This is a genomic window from Kitasatospora sp. NPDC091276 (assembly GCF_040684355.1).
Taxonomy (GTDB): Bacteria; Actinomycetota; Actinomycetes; order Streptomycetales; family Streptomycetaceae; genus Kitasatospora.
In genome coordinates this window covers 14950-33737 of the sequence record NZ_JBFBFU010000025.1, presented here as the reverse complement: position 1 = coordinate 33737, position 18788 = coordinate 14950, and the positions used below count along the sequence as shown (strand labels likewise).

11 protein-coding genes are annotated in these 18788 nt (G+C 69.4%); 4 read left to right on the top strand and 7 right to left on the bottom strand.

Annotated features, from left to right (window positions below; translation table 11 throughout):
• Positions 1-4: 4 nt before the first annotated feature.
• Positions 5-1447, top strand: a complete 1443-nt coding sequence (locus AB0O19_RS27695) for a M1 family metallopeptidase (protein WP_363623319.1) — start codon at positions 5-7, stop codon at positions 1445-1447.
• 57 nt (positions 1448-1504) lie between these two features.
• Here the strand turns inward: AB0O19_RS27695 and AB0O19_RS27690 are convergent, their stop codons facing one another.
• The 7 genes from AB0O19_RS27690 to AB0O19_RS27660 all read right to left on the bottom strand — a co-directional run bounded on the left by AB0O19_RS27690 (position 1505) and on the right by AB0O19_RS27660 (position 12496).
• Positions 1505-2788 (bottom strand): hypothetical protein, encoded by a 1284-nt coding sequence (locus AB0O19_RS27690; protein ID WP_363623317.1) that lies wholly within the window; start codon positions 2786-2788, stop codon positions 1505-1507.
• Positions 2785-3141 (bottom strand): hypothetical protein, encoded by a 357-nt coding sequence (locus AB0O19_RS27685; protein WP_363623315.1) that lies wholly within the window; start codon positions 3139-3141, stop codon positions 2785-2787. Before AB0O19_RS27685 ends, AB0O19_RS27690 begins: the two co-directional genes overlap by 4 nt.
• Before the next feature lie 211 nt (positions 3142-3352).
• Complete coding sequence (locus AB0O19_RS27680) at positions 3353-3775, bottom strand: hypothetical protein (RefSeq protein WP_363623313.1); 423 nt, start codon at positions 3773-3775, stop codon at positions 3353-3355.
• 107 nt (positions 3776-3882) lie between these two features.
• Entirely contained in the window at positions 3883-4080 is a 198-nt protein-coding gene (locus tag AB0O19_RS27675) for a hypothetical protein (RefSeq protein ID WP_363623311.1), read from the bottom strand.
• Between the two features lie 280 nt (positions 4081-4360).
• Positions 4361-4834, bottom strand: coding sequence for a hypothetical protein (locus AB0O19_RS27670; protein WP_363623309.1), 474 nt, complete (start codon positions 4832-4834; stop codon positions 4361-4363).
• Between the two features lie 182 nt (positions 4835-5016).
• Complete coding sequence (locus AB0O19_RS27665; RefSeq protein ID WP_363623307.1) at positions 5017-5430, bottom strand: hypothetical protein; 414 nt, start codon at positions 5428-5430, stop codon at positions 5017-5019.
• A gap of 106 nt (positions 5431-5536) precedes the next feature.
• Complete coding sequence (locus AB0O19_RS27660) at positions 5537-12496, bottom strand: RHS repeat-associated core domain-containing protein (protein ID WP_363623305.1); 6960 nt, start codon at positions 12494-12496, stop codon at positions 5537-5539.
• 524 nt (positions 12497-13020) lie between these two features.
• Between AB0O19_RS27660 and AB0O19_RS27655 the strand changes: the two genes are divergently transcribed.
• The 3 genes from AB0O19_RS27655 to AB0O19_RS27645 all read left to right on the top strand — a co-directional run bounded on the left by AB0O19_RS27655 (position 13021) and on the right by AB0O19_RS27645 (position 18775).
• Positions 13021-17400: a LamG-like jellyroll fold domain-containing protein gene (locus AB0O19_RS27655; protein WP_363623303.1), complete on the top strand. Its 4380-nt coding sequence runs from the start codon at positions 13021-13023 to the stop codon at positions 17398-17400.
• Positions 17401-17558: 158 nt separating this feature from the next.
• Positions 17559-18092, top strand: a complete 534-nt coding sequence (locus tag AB0O19_RS27650; RefSeq protein WP_363374032.1) for a PadR family transcriptional regulator — start codon at positions 17559-17561, stop codon at positions 18090-18092.
• A gap of 2 nt (positions 18093-18094) precedes the next feature.
• The gene (locus tag AB0O19_RS27645; RefSeq protein WP_363623301.1) at positions 18095-18775 is read left to right on the top strand and encodes an ABC transporter ATP-binding protein; all 681 of its coding nucleotides are present in this window, start codon (positions 18095-18097) and stop codon (positions 18773-18775) included.
• Positions 18776-18788 lie beyond the last annotated feature (13 nt).

The following is an 18788-nucleotide window of genomic DNA, read 5'->3' as shown; positions in this document are numbered from 1 at the left end:
ACAGATGCGCACACCGCCGAGTCGCCACCGCCGCAAGGCCGTCACCCTGGTGGCCGCCGCCACCGCCCTCGGAGCCGCCCTGACCGCCGCCCCCGCGGGAGCGACCGGGATCGGGGACCCGTACTTCCCCGAGGACGGCAACGTCGGCTACGACGTGGCGAACTACGACGTCCGGATCGCCTACGACCCGGCTCACCCCGACCAGTTGAACGGCGACACGACCGTCACCGCCCGGGCCCTCCAGTCGCTCGACCGCCTCTCCCTGGACCTCAAGGGCTTCCAAGTCGCCTCCGTCACCGTGAACGGCACCCCGGCCAAGTCGTTCTCCCGCTCCGGCACGCACAAGCTGGACATCGTGCCCGCCCGCCGGGTGGCCGGCGGCGCCACCTTCGCGGTGCGGGTGGTGTACGCGGGCAAGCCCGACCCCGAGGGCTGGCACCAGCTGGTGTCCGGCGGCGTCAACGCGATGGGCGAGCCGCACTCGGCGACCTCCTGGTTCCCGTCCAACGACCACCCGTCCGACAAGGCCACCTTCTCGCTCGCCGCGACCGTCCCCGACGGCTGGACCGCCATCGGCAACGGCCGGCCCGGCCAGACCACCAGCAAGGACGGCTCGACGACCTTCCGCTGGCGCGAGGACAAGCCGATGGCGACCTACCTCAGCACCGTCGCCATCGACAAGTTCACCGTCCACCGCTCGGCGCTGCCCGACGGGACGCCGGTCATCACGGCCTACGGCCCGGACGTGCCGATCGACGACATGGCCAAGGCGACCGAGGCCCAGCAGCCGGAGATCATCGCCTTCCTGGCCTCCAAGTTCGGGCCGTACCCGTTCTCCTCCGCGGGTGCCATCGTCCGCAGCTGGACCAAGGAGACGGGCACCGGCGCGCCGGACCTGGAGACCCAGAGCCGGCCCACCTACACCAACTACTTCTGGGACTCCGCGGCCGTCCACGAGATCACCCACCAGTGGTTCGGCGACAGCGTCTCGTTCACCGACTGGCGCGACGGCTGCATCGCCGAATGCGTCGCCCAGTACGCCAACCAGCTGTGGGACGAGCACCAGGGCAGCAACCTCGACACCGGCTTCTACGCCCCCGGCGTCGAGGAGAACCGGAACAAGCCGGAGTACTGGTCCACCAAGCTCTACGACCCCGGGCAGGGCCAGGAACTCGCCTCGGCCCTCTACTTCAAGGGCTCCCTGATGATGCACGCGCTGCGGCGCACCGTCGGCGACGACACGTTCTTCGCCACCCTCAAGCGCTGGACCGCCGACCACGCCTACGGCAACGCCTCCTTCCCCCAGTTCGAGGCCCTCGCCGCCAAGGTCTCCGGCAAGGACCTCAAGGGCTTCTTCGACGCCTGGGCCCACGGCACCACGATCCCCCCGAAGGAATACCTCTACCCCGGCACCCTGGCCCCCCTCGCCCCGGCGGGCAGCCAGTAACACCCCCCAGCCCCCAGCCCCCTCCCCCGCACCGACACCAGCTCTCCTGACGTCCCATCAGGAGGGCTGGTGCACGCCCGGATTGAGCTCCTCCAGGATGGCGTCGGAGACGGTCCGCGGCTGCGGACGCTGTGGAGCCGGGGTGCCGCCGTGCGTCGGCCTGAAGTCGCCGACGGGGGCAGGGAAGTGGCCCATCTCGTGGAACAGGCCCGAGAGGTCCGTGTCCTGCGGCGGCAGCGGCGGCAGCTCATGGGGCAGGTCCCCCACCGGGACGAGCTCGATCTCCGACGGGCCGCCCCCTGGCGTACCATCCCCCGTCGTACCGCCCCCCGTCGTACCGCCGCGCGGTGGGCGCGGGCCCTCCAGCCTGCCGTTCAACCAGCCCTCGATGTGGTCGCCCGGCGAGATGGAGAACTTGTTCCCGGGGTTCATCGCCCCGTGCCGCCACCCCCACGCCCCGGCGAACGCGCCGTTGGCCGCGCCGGAGACGTAGTCACCCGACAGCCCGAACACCGCGTCCTGCGCCGCGCCTTCGGCCATCCCGGTCAGCGCCCCGTAGCCGGTGTTCCAGACCAGCCCGGCCGCGCCCTTGGCGAACGCGCCGGCCTCCTTGCCGGTCAGCGAGGTGAAGCCCTTCCCGAGCCCCTTCCCCAGGCCCTTGCCCAGCCCCTTGCCCAGCCACCCGGCGCCGACGCCGACCGCGCCGCCCACCGCCCCGTTGACGGTGGCCGTACCCAGTTCGCCGCCGTCGATCGACGTGCGGTGGCCCTGGCCCAGCTCGATCACCTGGGCCAACAGGTCGAAGCCCACCTGGGCCAGCACCGACTCGGCGACCCGGGTCACCGCGCTGATCAGCGCCTTGCGCAGGAAGGCCCACACCAGGGCCCTGGTGAAGGCGATCTCCGCAGGCGCCGCCTCGGCCCCGCCGAAAAGGAAAAACGCGGCGTCGATGGCCAGTTGAACGGCCAGGACCACCAGCGCACCGATGATCTCGATGCGCAGGGTCTCGATCTGGTTCGCCAGGTTGTGCAGCGCGTCGGCGGCGGCGTCGCAGCACTGGGCGATGAGCGGCAGCGCGGCGTCGTCGGCGACGGCGAGCCTGGCCAGATAGGCGTCGAACGCGTCCTTGCTGGCACCGCTCAGACCCTGGTCGAGCTGGGACTTGGCGTCCGCCAGGTCCAGGACGCAGGCACGGATCGACTTCGCCGCCTCGGTCCAGGCATCAGCCTCGGCCCGCAGCGCGCTCTCGTTCCCGGTGGGCCACTTGTTGCCCACCAGGATCATCAGCAGGTTCTGCAACCCGTCCGGCAGCGAGGCGTTGGGGGCGTCGACCGCCATCACGCGCCGCCGCTACCGGGCCCCGGGAACGTCCAGGCGAGTTCCGTGGCGTGCTCGTCGGCCCTCTCGAACGTGCTGCGCGTGGCACCGAGGGCATCGGCCAGCTTGCGCAGGGTGTCCGGCAGCGCCTGCACCGCCTTCAGCAGATCGTCCCGCGGCTGGGCGAAGACCTGGTCGAAGCCCTGCCCGAGCGCCGGATCATCCCCCCAGGGCGCCGCACCGAACAGGGCCGCCGAGCTGAGCGCCGTCCAGGCGGCAGCCATGCCCTCGGCCGCCTTGCCCGCATCCGCCCCGGCCTTGCCGACCAGCGCGAAGTCGACCACCAACGTCCCGTCCAGAGCCGGCAGCGTCGGCACCGCCGGCCCGCCGTACGGCGGCACCCCGGTAGGCGCATTGCGGTAACCACCAGTGGGACCAGGCACATCAGGCAACGGAGGAGTCGGCACCCACCCACCTCACCCGATCCCACCCCCAGCCCCACCCCCTCTTGACGACATCCCAACGATCACCGCCCCACTCCTGACACCCCCCTGACACCCGGCGCCGAAGCCGGCACCCTCCGAGCCCCTACACCCCGGAGAAGCCCTTCTTCATGACGAACCCCTGGCGGACCAGGACCCACAGGTCCTTCCCGTTCTCCTCAGCCGTCAGCCAGAACCGACAACTACCGCTCCCGTCCTTCCGGGTCGCGTCCACGTAGACCCCCGGCCCCACGTCATCGAGGATCGCCTTCTTCCAGCGCCCCTCGATCTCCGTCGGCCGTTCGCGATCCGCCGAGGCAACGCCGCACACGCGGGCCGGCACTTGCGCCGATCCGACCCGCCCTTCCGGGAGAAGCTCGACAGCCGCCGTTCCACCGCTCCACCGTCCGACCGGATCCGGCACGTCAGGGCCCGGAAGTCGGACCATCATCCACACGGCCCAGCCCACCCCGAGGACACCCAGCAACCCACCGAGCACACTCCACAGGACAATTCGCCGCCCCTTCACGCACCCTCCATCAAAGGATCTCTGAAACGACCGGCGGCGGGGCCGTCTCGAAGACCGCCCCGCCGCCACAGAAGTCGTGCGCCACCATCTGCGGCAGTCCGAACAGGTCAGTGCAGGAGTGCCTTCACAGCCATACCCAGGACAGCCGCCCCAGGAACCACGATGAAGAACCAGCCGACAATCAGCGCGATCACCGGGATCGACTTCTTCTCAGCACCCTCCACGAAGAAGTCTCGGGTCCCACGAAAATTCGTGACCATGGCCAATCCCAGGACAATCGGTATCAGCATTCCAAGGACGACCATCAAAACTCCCGACCTCACAGGACAAGGACCGCATACGGTAGCACCGTCCAGCTGGAACTGACAATCCATCGGTTCGCCTGGACCCTCGAATCCCGAGTGAGCACCAAGATTCCTGCCACTCTCCATCTCCCCTCCACGCTCCCCCACTCGCGGCGGGCTCGCCGAGCGATTACTCGGCGAGCCCCACCAGGGATTGAACAGACAGTTACTGCAAGTACCCGGAATAAATATCTGGGCCCCCGACATGCATCACGCGCCTGGGGACCCGAACGTCGCAAAATCAGGATCTGGGCACAGGCGCGGGCATCACTACCATTGCGTAGATCACACCGAGTGCGCTCATCGGCAGGAAGGGCCAGGCACCCGCAAAGAGATAGAGCAGTGGAGGCAGAGCAAACAACACGGCAGCCACCCCCCGAACACTCCTCCCCCTGGCCGCCCAAAAAGAGACCAGGAAGAGAAAGAACAGTGTCGGGACAGTTATTGTGAGCGAGATAAGCGCCAGCAGCTTGAGGCTGTCCAGGGAGTCGGATCGAGAGAATCCATTCGCATCATGCCCTCCGGGCGCAAATGCTGAAAGAACGAACACAACAACGCACACGGGAGCCACGCACACCACAAGATATCTCAGCAGCGCCCGACCGAACCAGCGGCCAACTCGATTCAATCCGTCAATCAACACCCTGATACACACCAGCCATTCTGGTAGGTACGGCCCGAAGTCGACCACCAGCGCCCCGTTCAGAGCTGGCACCGCCGGCACCGCCAGCCCGCCGTACGGCGACACCCCGGTCGACGCATTGCGGCAATCACAGTGGCACCAGGCGCATCAGGCGGCGGAAGATGTCGACACCCACCCTGACAACATCCAACAATCGCCGCCGGAATCCCGACACCCCCTGACACCCAGTGCTGGAGCCATCGTTCTTCGAGCCTTTACACCCTGGAGAAGACCCGCTCCGCGCTCCCCCGCGGCTGACCGCCCAGACTGGCCACCGCACCTTTTCGTTCCTCCTGCAGATAGATCTCGCAGTCACCCCCGGAGTAGTAGTCCCGCAGCACCACAAAGACTCCCGACCCCGCGTCGTCCACACTCCCCGTCCGCCAACTCCCCTGGTACTCCCCCAACGCCGCCCCCTGCCCGACGGGATCCTTCGCGCAGAAGTACCCGTCGAGCCGCACCTCACCGAGCCGGCCCCCCTCCAGCAACTCGATCACCTCGTCCCGCGACGCCCAACGCCCCACGTAGTCCTTCGGATCCGGCCCTCCCGACCGGACCTTCAGATACCCCGCCAGACCCGCGATTAGCAGAACACCCACGAGCAGGACAACGCCCTCCCGGGACTTCAAGTGCTTCCATCGACCAGCCACAGCTCTCCAGCCTTTCATAGGTGGTGCGAGACCGGGCTGACGCTATACCAGCCCGGTCTCGCTTACTTACTTGCGGTATTGAATCCTATTGCGGCAGGAAGTCATCTCTTCGGGCGTAGAGCCCGTTCCTGATATCCGCCCTGACAGCATCAAGGATGTACTGCATGGCCTGGTCTCGACTATGCCCATTCCCGTACCTGCTGGCCTCGACGCCGATGTTCCGGCCGCGGGCATTGTTCACCAGGTCCGAGAGATGGTCGCGGTAGTTGTAGTCGGACAGATCCGGTTGGGGCCCAAAGGCCTCATGTGCGATTGCCCAGTGTTCGGCATTCTCCGCGCCTTGCTCGTAGGAGAGTCGCGCCTGCCACATGAGGTGCCGAAAGGAGTTGACACGGTCGTCCCTATCCCCGATTCCCGGATACTCCTTAGCCACCATCTCCTCTGACCAATCCTTGATGCCCCAGGCGTCGAGGCAAGTGATGGCGTTGAGGGCAGCGCAGACATCCACCTCGGCGGTGTTGACTTTGCCAATCTTGATCGTGGACTGTCCTTCCTGCAGCGAGGTCGGGTAGGGCGACTTCGCAATGTAGTCCTTCTCCAGCTCCAGTCCCGTAGCACGCCGCATCTGCCGCATGCTTTTCTCCATCTCCTCCGTGCTGGGCGCCGCGCCAACCCACTTCGAAGTCTTTGCCATCGACTGGTGCTGCAGAAAGCGCTCGTACCCATCCCGCCGTGCGCCAGCCTGCGCCTGGATCTGCGCGACGATCTTCTGGTAGTTCTCGCCCTCGCCCTCGATCTTGGTGCCCATGTTGGAGCACTTGGCCATCCCGCTGGCGCACTCCTCCAGGGCCATGCCGGTGGGGTCCGTCTTGTTGACCGGGTCATTGTTGCTGTACACGTACGCGTTCCACTGCTGCGGGTCCGCAGGCAGGAGCAGCGGGTCCGGGCTGAGGAAGCGGCCGGTGGTGGGCTGGTACTGCCTGGCGCCGAGGTTGGTGAAGCCGGTGGCGTCGTCCTTGAGGCCTCCCACGTAGCCCTTGTCGCCGGCCCAGGCGGTGGTGCTGGAGGTGGTGCCGCGCGGGGCGCCGAAGGGGTCGGTGGGGCGGCGGGTCTCGGCGAGGCTGTCGCGGCCGATGGACAGGGGGTTGGTGCCGTGGTGGTCGGCGAACTGGTAGGTGAGCTTGGTCGGGCTCTCGCGGACCAGGGTGATGCCGCCGGGGATGCTGTAGTAGCGGGTACCGGTGCTGGTCTTGGTACCGGTGTCGTAGGTGAGTTCGTCGCCGCCGCCGAGGTTGACGGTGACCTTGCCAGGGTTGCGGCGGATCAGTTGGTTGCCGTCGGCGTCGTAGACGTACGTCGTGACGGCCGAACCCTGAGCGAGCGAGGCGAGCTTGCCCTCGACGTCCCAGGTCAGCGTGGAGGCATTGGCCGAGTCGGCGGCGTTCCAGGTCGAGGTGCCCCACTTGGAATTCCAACCGGGCGCGTAGACGATGAACTTGCCGTCGTCCTGGACGGTCGCGAAGTAGCCGCTGGCGTTACCCGCCCAGGTCTGCGAGGACCAGAGCGCGACGCGCTGGGAGTCGTAGACGACGAAGTTGCCGTCGTCCTGCATGGTGGCCCAGGCTCCCGGGTGGTTCTGGGTGTTGGTGGACCAGAGGACCTGACCGGTGCGCAGCGAGCTGAGCACCAGGTTGCCGTCGTCCTGCATGGCGAGTCGGACGCTGTTGGAGCGCACGCTCTCACCGGCTTTGAGGACGGACCCGGCGTTGAGGATCTTGATGCCGTTGGGGTTGTTGATCTTCGTGGTGTTGCCGGCCGCGTCGTACTCGTCGGTGCCCTGGGGGGCGGTGGCCGAGCCGTAGGTGTACGTGCCACTGGCGAGTGCGTGCGGGCCGCCGGTGCCGCCGCCCGTGCCGGCCGCGGTGGTCGGCGTGTTGCGGGTGCCGGGGGTCGGGAAGGTCTGGTCGACCTTCACGTCCTTGGACTGGTCACCGGCCGGGTTGTGGTCGACGAGCTTGGTGCGGTTGCCGGTCAGGTCGTAGGTGTAGTCCTGCCAGTAGGCGGCGTTGCCACCCACCGTCGTCTTCGAAGGCGCCGAAGCCCCGCTGGTGGGAGTGGAGTTGGCGCACGCCCCCTGGCCTGCCAGGGACGGGGTGGGCTGCTCGAGCCGCCCGGTGTCGCTCCACGCGGTGGTGAGGCGGCCCAGGTAGTCGTAGGAGAAGCACTGCAGGTCGGTGGCGGCCGGGGTGTTGTTCGGGATGCTCCGGATCGCCGTGATCCGGCCGGCCTGGTTGTAGGCGTAGGTCGTGTTCTGGACCGTGCCGTCGGTGGAGGTCTGCTTGTCGACGTACTGCGTCAGCGGACGCCCGGTGGACACGTCGTAGGTGTTGGTGGCGACGATCTGCCAGCCGAACGGGTTGACGGTGGAGCGGATGTTGCGCCCGTAGGCGTCCCAGTCGGACTGACGGAGGTAGGTGTCGTCGGCCCCGCCCATGTCGTGCAGCAGGCCGTAGATCTCGTAGTTGTAGCCGATCGACTCGTAGGCGAGGTTGCCGACGGCGGCCCGGTACTCGGTGGTCACGGCGCCGGTGATCGGGTCGTAGACGGTCTCGTACTCGTAGGTCGCCTGCCCGGTCTTGCCGATCTCGCTGCCGGGGATCGACACGGTGGACTTGGTCGGCCGGTATTCCGGGTCCAGCTCCGTGACGGCCTTGGTGTAGGCCGCTCCGCCGGCGCCCCCGACGTACCGGGTGGAGCTGGCGGCCTGGCCCTTGGCGACGGTGTCGTAGGTGTAGCCGGTGAGCTGGTTGGCCGGGTTGACCGTGCCGTTGTAGGTGCCGGTCTTGCGGCCGAGCAGGTCGTAGGTGAGCGCCATCGACTGACCGCGCGCGTCCGTGGTGGTGGCCAGGCGGCCCGCACTGTCGTAGGTGCGGGTCGAGACGCCGGTGTCCGGGTCGTCGGCCTTCACCTGACGGCCGCGCTGGTCGTAGCCGTAGCTCCAGCTGTTCCCGGCGGCGTCGACTCGCGTCGCGGCCTGGCCGCTCGGGGTGTAGGTGTACGTGGTGACGTCGGCGTCGGCCTGCTTGCCGGTAGCGGACGGCGTCCTGTACTGCCACAGCTGGCTGGTGCGGCCGCGGGCGTCCGTGAGGGTGCTGGTCGCGGTGGCGCCGGCCGGCGGCGACACGTCGACCCGGTCGGCGCCCGGGTAGGCGGTGGTCGTGGTGTTCTGCAGCACGCCGAGGGCGATGAACTGCGTGCTCACCGGTCGGCCCATGCCGTCGAAGGCGGTGGAGGTCTGACCGGGCACGTCAGCGGGGGTAGCGTTGAAGCGGACCGTGTTCGGACCGCTGGTGTCGTCGTAGTGGGTGTTGAAGGTCCGGTTGGTGCGGCCCTGCGAGTCGTAGAAGGTGTCCGTCAGCAGTCGGCCGTGGTAGGCGGAGATGGCCGGGTTGGTCTGGGTCTGGATGGTCCGGGCCAGGCCGTCCACGATCTGGGTGGAGACCGCGTAGCTCTCGTTGGAGCGCAGCGTCCGGCTGGTGACGGTGGACGGCCGGGCTGTGCCGTCCACCGTGTAGTCGAAGGTGAAGTTGGCTCTCGCGCTGGTCGCCCGGCCCGGGGTCCAGACCGCCTTGAGTCGACCGAGGGAGTCGTACGACTGGGTGACGGTACGGGCGTTGGGGTCGGTGGTGGTGATCGGCAACGCGCGGGCCGGGTTCAGCGTGGTGGTGGTGTTGCGCTTGGCTCCGGCGTCGGACGCTCCCGCCGGGGCCGGGGTGCCGGTCACGGTCCGGTTGGGCAGCTCGCCCGGGTTCGCCGAGCCGTAAGTCGTGGTCACGGTGGCGCCGTTCGGATTGGCGCTGTCGGTGGCCGTCACGTCGGTGGCGCTGGTGGCACGGCCGTAGACGTCGTAGGCGGAGGTGCCGGTGGTCACGAACTGAGCTGCGCCGGAACCGTCGTAGCGGTCCAGCACCTGCGCACCGGTCGGTTCCCCCTTGGCGCCCGCTGAGCCGAACGCCGCACCGTCGTACAGGGTGCGGGCGCCGGAGACGGTGTTCGCTGCGGTCGGCGTCGCCGTGCAGGCGTTCGCGCCGGAGACGGTCAGCGCCTCGGACACCAGCCCGGTCATGCTCGGATTCGCGCCGGTGGCGTAGGAGTTGCGGACACAGACGTCGGGTGTGCCGTCGGCGGTGCTGAGGCTGGTCTTGATCCGGTTGCCGTTCGCCGGGTCACTGGTGGTCACCGTCGAGGTCGCCCGGGTTCCGGTGGTGGTCCGGCTGGTCGAGGTGCTGGTCGAGGTGGTGGCCGCGTACCGGGCGACGAGGTCCGGCAGACCGGGCCGCTTGTGGGTCGCGGTGGTCACCGGGCCACTGCTGGTGTTCACGGTGGACGCCTCGGGTGCGGCCGCGTCGGCATCGACGTAGACGTCGCTCTCCAGCACCCGGCCGGACAGCCAGTCGTCGTCGCGGCGGGCGCCGCTCGTCGGCCCGGACACCGTCACCGACCGGGCCGATCCGTCCGCCTTCAGGTCACCGTCCATTCCCTGGTGGTAGCTGGTCGACGTCTTGGACTTCGCGCCGTCCTTGCCCGAGCCGGTCACGGCGGTCACCTTGGCGTAGCCGCGGAACTGGTCCCAGGTACGGGACTTGTCGTCCACCAGGGCGCCGTCGTTGCGGTGCCAGGCGGCCGGCCCGTACTCGTAGGCGGTGACCTTGGTGACCGAGCCGGCGACGAGGTTGGAGTTCGGGTCGACGGTCACCGAGGCGACCGGGTAGCGCAGGAACCAGTCGTCCACCATCGCGGCCACACCCGTGTCGTACCACTTCACGTTGTAGCAGCTCATGGTGTTGCCGTCCGCCGAGGACGGCATCTTGCCCGTGGTGCGCATGCACGATTCGCGGTTGTAGTCCACCGCGATCGTGCCGCCGGTCTCAAGGGTGATCACCTCGATCCGCGGCCGGTAGTAGCGGGGGCGGGCCGGGACGAGGCCGTCCACCCGGTTGGGCAGCATCAGGTCCGCGAAGGTGACCTCCGGCAAGGCCTGGTCGGTCTGCCCGTTGAAGGTGTCCTTGCCGATGCGCTTGACCGCCTGGAGCCACGGGATCTGCGTGTTCTCATCGGAGTTGGCCGGTTTCTTGAACGTGTGCGTGAGCTCGTAGCGGTCCACCGGGCGGTACGAGCCGCCGGAGCGGATCGAGGTGGTGACGGCGTTCAGCCACCTGGTCGACCAGTAGGTCGGCCCGTAGCTGGAGCAGGTGCCCTGCTCGGCGCACTGCTTGTCGAGCGGCACGTCCGGCCAGTTGGCCGCGTTGGCCGAGGTCCGCTGCGCGGGGTCGCAGGCCGCCGCGCCCGAGACGCAGCGCTCGCCCGTCTCGAAGTCGATCTTCGCGGCGGGCTGGTGCGCGCCGTTCGCACCGAGCTGGTCGGAGAGCAACTGCCCGTAGCCGATCGAGGCGAGCGTGCCGCCGCGGGTGTACGAGGAGTTCACACCACTGCCGCGGTTCTGGCCGCCACCGCGGGCGTACCAGTTGGCCTCCGGCGCGTAGGTGTAGGTGGTCAGGTTGTTGTGGGCGTCGACGACGTAGTCGAGGTTCCAGCGCCATGCCGTCTGGCACCAGGAGCCCTTGCCCTTGGCCGCGTCGTAGCACGGGTCACCCGCGTTCGGCGAGTACACCGGCACCGTCCAGGCCGACTTGCTCTCCGGGCCGGTGCTGGTCGGCGCACCGGACGCGGAGGGCAGGTGGTTGAGGCCGAAGTAGTAGACCGTGCCGGAGCTGTCGGTGACCTTGAGGTACGACCCGTTCCAGGTGCCGTTGTCGGCGCCGGTGAGGAACTCGACCTTGGTCCCGTCGTCGTTCCTCAACCGCCAGGTGCACGTGGACTGCTCGGACTTGGCGTCACCGGACGCGCAGGGGTCGTTGGGCACGAGTTCGCCCGAGTGGCCGCCCAACGACAGGGTCAGGTTCGCCCCGCCCCAGCACTGGTCGCCGGATCCGGCGATCCCGGCCTTGTCGCACGCCTTGTAGGAGCGCTCGACGAAGCCCGAGCTGAAGTCCCAGCCGTCACCGATCCAGGACGCCTGGGAGTTGGTCGACGAGGTCCTCCCGTCGACCGCCGCCGAGTCGTATCCCAGTGCCACCTGGGGCGCCGTGCCGCCGAGCGACGGCGGGGACTGGACCGGGTAGCTGTACGTGAACGAGCCCGACGAGCTGCCGGCCGTCCACGCCTGGCTCGGGGAGAGCGAGGTCGCGCTGTAGGTGCCGAGGCCGCTGGACGGGGTACCCTCGGCCGCCAGCACCATCCGCGCCGGGGCTGCGGGTGCAGGGCCGAAGGACGGCGCCTGGTCCCCGGACTTCGACTCGGCTCGCTGTCCCTTCGTCAGAGCGGCTTCGACGGCGGGCAGGTCGATGTCGGCGACGAGCTTCTTCGCCTCCGCGTCGTAGTGCGAGGGCACCGGCGTGCGCGCCAGGCAGCCGGCCACCTCGGGCGTGGTCAGCGAACACGCGGGCAGCGACACCAGCTGTGCCCGCTCGGCGAAGCCACCACCGAATCCGGCACCGGACAGGTCCAGACCCAGCCGCACCTTCGTCGCGTCCGTCTGCTCGGCGCGCTCCAGCGTGACCAGGGCTCCCTGCACACCGGCGGCACCGGTGGCCTTCGCGTCGGCGACACTCACCTTGACCGGCGGGTTGGCCGGACCGGCGTCCGCGCCCGGCGCAGCACCCGAGGCCTTCGACGCGGTATCCGGCGCGACGGGCGCCAGCCACACCGGCAGTTCACCGGCCCGCTTCGAGGCGCCGGCCGCCGGCTCCCACACCTCGGCGCCGTCCGGACCCTTGCGAACGGCCTTCGCACCGGGCGCCGGCGCGGGATCCAGCAGGGCGACGGCCGAGCCCGAGGCACTCTTCGGAGCGCCCTTCGGCGGCACCCAGTCCGGTGAGCCCTTCTTCGCCGGCACCGACTTCGGCTGCTCTGGTGAGCCCGGTACGGAAGCCGTCTTCGGCAGCGGAGTACCCGGCGGCGACCAGATCTTGTCCTTGTCCGCCACCGGCGCAGCCAACGCCGGGACGACAGGTGACACAAGAGCACTCAGCACGGTCAAAGCGCTCACAAAAGCGACACGAGAGCTTCGACGCCGCCCTGGTGGCGGCGCTCCCCTCCCCGCCGACCACGGCAAACGGACACGACGAACAGACACCGTTACCCCCCATAGGTAGCCACGCCTCAGCTAGGGCGTGGACAGACGACTGTGGCGGACAGTAGGGGGTAATGCGGCCCCGGGTCGAGGAGTCGACCGATCAAGACGTGTGGTGATTCATGTCACAGGGGAACCAAAGCGGTTCGCCCACCCCCAAACCAGACAGTCGAACACCTAAATGAGTTGACCATCAGTTTGCCATTGCGCGATCTTGCTGGCGCCCCCTGCCCGCGCCTTTACCCATCGGCCAGGGGGCGGACCCGATTGTCATACCGAGGGGGGAACCTCACCACATGCCCGCTGCTCCGCCCGGCGCCCGCTCCTGCACACGTCTTCGTCCACGGACCCCGTCCGCGCGCGCATCCGCCGCGGCCGTGGGCCTCGTCCTGGCCCTGACCTCGGTGGCACCCGTCGCGTTCGCCGCCCCGGCGCCCACCACGCCCACCACCACACCCGGAACGCTTCCCCCGGACCTGCTGACGGCCATGGCCGCCGCAGACGCCAGGCAGACCAAGGAAAAGCCTCCGGCTACGGCCGCCGACCGGGCGATCGCCCAGGCCAGGACCACCGGAAAGCCCGTCCCCGTACCCGAACTGACGGACGAGTACAGCGAAACGGTCGCCACTCCCGCGGGCCACCTCTCCCGTTCCCAGCACGCCGACCAGCAACGCGTCAGGCGGCAGGACGGCGTCTGGGCCGCGCTGGACGCCGAGCTCGTCGCCGACCCGGCGGGCGGCTACCGCCCTCGGACCGCCTCCTCCGGAGTCCACCTGTCCGGTGGCGGCAGCGGCCCCCTCGGCACGCTGACCAGCCCGGACGGCGAGAAGCTCGTCATCGACTCGCCGTTCCCGCTGACCAAGCCGGCCCTCGACGACGACGGCGACGGCCTGGTCTACCCCGACGTCGCCCCCGGCATCGACCTGAAGGCCACCGCCGACAAGTTCGGCGGCCTCAGCACCGTCCTGATCGTCAAGACCGCCGAAGCCGCCAACAACCCGCAGCTGAAGAAGATCCGCTTCGGTACCACCGGTCAGGGCGTCACCGTCAAGGACGACGGGTCCAACAACCTCACCGCCACCGGCAAGGACGGCAAGGTCCGCTGGCACGCCCCAGCCCCTCGGATGTGGGACAGCTCAGGCGGCGCGGCCGGCACCGTCCCCGCAGCCACTGCCGGCAAGGCCGCCGCGGCCGCGCAGGCCGCCCCGGCCGACGGCGACGGCGCGGCCCAGGCCGGTGTTCCCGCCAAGTCGGACAAGCCCAGTAGCGCGGACGGGCCCGGCACGGGCGCCAGGGTCGCGACCATGCCCACCACGGCCTCCGGCGACGCCGTCGAGCTGACCACCGACGCCTCGGTGCTCGGCAAGGGTCAGGGCCCCTGGTTCATCGATCCCGGGTGGATCTACGACTCCCGCAGCGGCAACGCCTGGACCTGGACCCAGCAGGCGTACCCGAAGACGCCCCGCTACGGGCAGACCACCGCCTCCGACGGCCAGTACGCCCGTCCCGGCGTCGGGTACCAGGGATACCAGGTCGACAAGGGAATCGAGCGGTCCTACTTCCAGATCGACACCCGCGGATTCGGCGGCACGGTCATCAACAAGGCCACCATGTCGGTCTGGGAGTACGAGTCCTCGGACTTCTCCTGCACCAACACCTATCCGGTGGACCTCTACTTCACCGGGCCGATCGACAACCAGACCACCTGGAACAACCCGCCCGCCGTGGTGGGCGGCCGACTCGGCCGCGCCGACGTCGCCGGCTCCGGCGGCAGCGGCTGCTACGACAACCGCGAGTTCCAGTACGACGTCACCTCCGTCTACCGGGAACGCGCCGCCACCCACGACAACCTGACCTTCGGCGTGTTCGCCGGCGACGAGTCCAACAAGATGGCCTTCAAGCGCCTGACGTACAACCCGGTGGTGGTCGTCGAGTACGACCGCGCACCGGACACCCCGACCAACACCTACGTCTGGCCGCCGCCGGGCACGGCGTCGCCGTGGGCCGAGAACCAGGGCTGCGACGGTTCCTCGGTCGGCTGGCTCGGCGCGGGCAGCAACTTCAACGGCGCGGTGTCCCTGAACGCCACCGTGCACAGCCCGGTCCAGAACTCGCTCTACTCGTGGTCGAAGATCTGGGACTACAACCTCCCGGGCGCGCCCGAGGTCGACTCCGGGAAATCGGGTCTGGTCGGCAACGGAGGCAACGCCGCCTTCCAGGTGCGCTCCGACGTGATCAAGGACGGGCACGTCTACGGCTGGGGCTCCTTCGCCACCGACGACTTCACCTCGTCGGGATACGCCCCCGCATGCCGCTTCGGGGTCGACCTGACTCCCCCGAGCCTGTCCGTCCCCGACGTCTACACCGCTCTTCCCGAGAGCTCGCTCGCCGACCACTTCCCGCCGTCCGGCAACGGACAGGTGACCAGGAAGAAGGCCTGGGAGTGGGGCATCCTCCCCTTCACCGCCGCCGACACCGCCCCCAACGGCGGCACGCCGTCGGGTGTCACGTGCGCCCGGTGGTCCTGGGACCCACAGCTCTCCGGCGCCCAGTGGCAGTGCGGATCCGCCCTCCCGCAGGGCGGCGTCAGCGTCCTGCCGGGCCGCTGGGGCACCAACATCGTGTACCTCCAGGTGATGGACAACGCCCGCAACGTCTCGCCGGTGGCCCAGTACGCGTTCTACGTCCCGTGGAACCCGGACGGCCCGCCGCCGGTCTTCGGCGACGTCACCGGTGACGGTGCGCCCGACATCGTCACCCCCGACCAGTCGGGCGACCTGCGCGCCTACGCCGTGGCCGGCAACCCGCTCGCCAAGAGCCCTGCCGTCTCCCTCGTCGCCAAGCGCGACGACTCACCCACCGGACGGGGCTGGGCCGACATCCAGTTCGCCCACCGCGGCACGCTGACCGGCGGCAACAACATCGACGACATCGTCGCCCACGCCCCCGGTGACAAGGACCTCTACCTCTACGGGAATCCGGGCAACACCGGCTACTACGGCCGGGTCGACTCGAGGTCGGTCCTCCCGAAGCCGAAGTGCGTCACGACGGCCAGCGAGGACTGCTCCTGGCTCACCGCCACCGGATACAACGCCACCGACTGGTCCAACACCCTCCGCGTGGCCGCACTCGGCGACCCGGCGAACACGGACCTCGACTACAAGCTGCAGTTCAAGAACAAGAGCGGCCTGCTCACCGTCGAGAGCACCGCCAACGGCGCCGACGCCGCCCTCTGGTACTACCCCACGACCAGGCTCCAGACCCTTGGCAAGCCCGTCCGGCTCGCCGCCTCCGGGTGGAAGGACAAGGAGCTCATCGCCCCTGGCGACTGGGCCAAGCAGGGCCACCCAGGCCTGTGGGCCCGGAACCTGGAGGCAGCCGCAGACGGCGGCAAGGGCGCTCTGCTCGCCTACACCTTCACCACCGGGACAGTGGTGTCCACCGACCGCAACGGCAGGCCCGTACTGGACAGCAGCGGGAACGCCGCCACCGTCCCGACGCTGACCCAGATCTCCAGCCCGGTCACGATCGGCTCCGTCTCCCCGGACACCTGGCCGACGCTCGGCTCGGACGGGGACCTCACCGGCAACGGCGCGGCCGGTCTCTGGGGCAAGCGCGGCAACGGCCAGATCGACATCTGGTGGGGCGCGCCCACCAACCCCGGCAGCCCCAACGCCGCCTTCACCTGGCAGGCCGGACCGACCCAGGCCGCGGACACCTCCGTGAACCCGCTCTGGTGGGCACTCGACGGCACCTCCGCCGTCGACAGCAACGCCGCCAACGCGCTCTACCCGAGCACGTTCGCCCGCACCACCGACCACAACGGCGCCGCGGGCAAGGCGACCGTCCTCGACGGCAACACCCTCTACCGCAGCACCAACCAGGCCAACATCGACACCGGCCAGAGCTACACCGTCGCCGCCTGGGTCAAGGTCAACAACACCAACGGTTACCAGACCGCCGTCTCCCTGACCGGCAACGAGCGCAGTCCGTTCTACCTGCAGTACTCGGCGACGTACGGCAAGTGGGCCTTCAACCTGCCCTCGTCGGACCAGCTCCGCCCCACCACGTACTACGCGGCCGTCGACTCCGAGCAACCCCAGATCGGCGTCTGGACCCACCTCGCCGGGACGTTCAACTCGGACACCCAGACCGCGACGCTGTACGTCAACGGCCGAGCGGCCGGAAGCGCGAAGGTCCCTGCGGGCTGGAAGGCCAACGGCAGTCTGAACATCGGCGGGGAGACCACCACCCGGTACCCCGGGCCTGACGGCCGCGTGAACGGCGCGGTCAGCGACGTCCGGATCTACCCGTACGCGTTCACCGACCAGCAGGCCAACTCGCTCGCCACGGCCGGCTCCAGCGTCCAGATCCAGAGCGCCTACAACCCCGGCAGGTGCATCGACAGTTGGGGCGGTTCCGTCGGCACGGCGGTCGCCTTCTACAACTGCTACAACGGCAACGCCCAGCACTTCACCCTGACCAGCGACAACAAGTTCAAGGTCTCCGGCACCGACCGGTGCATCACCACCAACGACAAGCCGGCCGGCAACGGCACCAAGGTGTCCTTCCAGACCTGCGCCGCCGATGACGCGCAGACCTGGGTCCGTCGCTACGACGGCACGCTCTACAACCCGATCTCCGACAAGTGCCTCGAACTGCCCGGTTGGGCCGACGCGAACGGCACCGCGCTCGGGGTCTGGTCCTGCACCGCCAATGCCAACCAGCGTTGGCTGGTGCGCGCCCAGGCGTCCTGACCGCCGGGCCCACGGTCTGAACTGACCCGGGCACCGAACCGCTCCGGCCTCCCCGAGTCCTGCTCGGGGAGGCCGGAGCCGTATCGGCGCCGCCAGCCGGGCCCCCAGGGGGCCCGCTATACACCTGCGTGTATACATGGCCTGTATAGTCCCGGAGCATGTCACTCGGACAGCTGTTCCTCGGCCTGCTGGAGACCCAGCCCCGCCACGGATACGACATCAAACGCCTCCATGACGAGCACTTCGGGCGCGACCGCGGCCTGCACTACGGGCAGGTGTACGCGACGCTCTCCCGGCTGCTGAAGAACGGGCTGGTGGTGGTCGACGGCGTCGAGGCCGGCGACGGCCCGGAGCGCAAGCGGTACGCGATCACCGACGCCGGGGTCACCGACCTCGCCAACTGGCTCGCGCACCCGGAGAGCCCGCAGCCGTACCTGCAGAGCACGCTCTACCAGAAGGTCGTGCTCGCCCTCCTGACCGGCCGCTCCGGCGCCGACGTCCTGGACGCGCAGCGGGCCGAACACCTCAAGGAGATGCGGGAGCTGACCCGCCGCAAGCTCACCGGCGACCTCACCGACCAGCTGATCTGCGACCACGCCCTGTTCCACCTGGAAGCCGACCTGCGCTGGCTGGAGCTCACCGCCGCCCGCCTGGACGAACTCGCCGCCCGCATCACGGAGTCCCAGCGTTGACCATGTCCGAACCCCTGCTCGCCGCCCACGACCTGCACAAGAACTTCGGGCTCACCCCGGCGCTCGGCGGGGCCTCGCTCACCGTCGCGGCCGGCGAACTCGTCGCCGTGATGGGCCCGTCGGGCTCCGGCAAGTCCACCCTGCTGCACTGCCTCGCCGGGATCACCCGACCCGACAGCGGCCGCCTCCGCTACCGGGATCGCGACCTCACCGCCTGTTCCGACGCCGAGCTGAGCGCCCTGCGGCGCACCGAGTTCGGCTTCCTGTTCCAGTTCGGCCAGCTCGTCCCGGAACTCTCCTGCCTGGAGAACGTCGCGCTCCCGCTGCGCCTCAACGGACTGCGCCGCCGGGCCGCCGAGGCCCGGGCCCGCGAATGGCTGGAGCGCCTGGAGGTCGACGACGTGGCCGCCAAGCGCCCCGGCGAGGTCTCCGGCGGCCAGGGGCAGCGGGTCGGCGCCGCCCGGGCCCTGATCACCGGGCCCAAGGCGGTCTTCGCCGACGAGCCGACCGGCGCGCTCGACTCCCTCAACGGCGAGCGGGTGATGAAGCTGCTCACCCGGGCCGCCCGGGAGAGCGGCGCCGCCGTCGTCCTGGTCACCCACGAGGTCAGGGTCGCCGCCTACGCCGACCGCGAGATCGTCGTCCGCGACGGCCGCACCCGCGACCTGGCGGGCGCGATATGAGCAGTTCCACCAC